The organism is Dyella mobilis, assembly GCF_016904945.1.
Classification (GTDB): domain Bacteria; phylum Pseudomonadota; class Gammaproteobacteria; order Xanthomonadales; family Rhodanobacteraceae; genus Dyella_B; species Dyella_B mobilis.
In genome coordinates this window covers 1-914 of record NZ_JADIKF010000009.1, presented here as the reverse complement: position 1 = coordinate 914, position 914 = coordinate 1, and the positions used below count along the sequence as shown (strand labels likewise).

At 60.0% G+C, this 914-nt stretch carries 1 protein-coding gene; it reads left to right on the top strand.

The window, feature by feature from the left end; translation table 11 throughout:
- The coding region (locus tag ISS99_RS00045; protein WP_204629522.1) for an AMP-binding protein at positions 1-914 on the top strand (914 nt) is incomplete at both ends.

Here is a 914-nt window from a genome sequence, read left to right as displayed (position 1 = left end):
CTGTGCGTGGAGCGCAGCCTGGCGATGGTGGTGGGAATGCTTGCCATCCTGAAGGCGGGTGCGGCGTATGTGCCGCTGGATCCGGTGTACTCCTCCGATCGTCTCGTGCAGATCTTGCGCGATGCCGAGCCCGCATTGTTGCTCAGCGATGCGGTGGGACGCCGAGCCTTGGGCGATACGGCACTGGCTTGCGTGCCTGCACTGCATCTGGATGCGGAACAGTTCCCATGGCATGAACGATCTGAGTTCAACCCGGATGCCGGGGCACTGAAGCTAAATTCGCAACACCTGGCTTACATCATCTACACCTCCGGCTCCACCGGGACACCCAAAGGCGTGATGGTCGAGCATCGTCAATTGGTGACATCCACCTGGGCACGCTCGGGTGTCTACCGTACCGACGCCGATACGGCACTGCTGCCGTTGACGTCAATGGCGTTCGATAGTTCGCTGGCTGCAATATTTGGAACGTTGTTGTTTGGCGGCGCATTGCATCTTCTTGCGCAGCACAGCGGCACAGATCCGCATTACATTCATCGCTACGTCAAGCAAGCGCACATCACGCGGGTGCTGTGCGCCACGTCGTTGGCGCGGCTGCTGTTTTCAACCAAACAAAGCGAGAGCTCGCACGGTGAGACGGCGGGACTGACCGACGTTATTGCAGGTGGCGAGCCTTGCCCCGAAGAACTTGGCAAATATCTCACCGCCAAAGGGATATGCCTGTACAACGAGTACGGTCCTAGCGAAGCCACCGTATGGAGCTCGTTCTACCGTTATCCTGCTGCAGGAGATGCGGGAAAGGTCGTCCCGATTGGCCGGCCGATCGCCAACACACGCATCTACGTGCTGGATGCGCATCGTCAACCGGTACCGCGCGGCGTTGCCGGCGAGCTGTACATCGGCGGAGCCGGTGT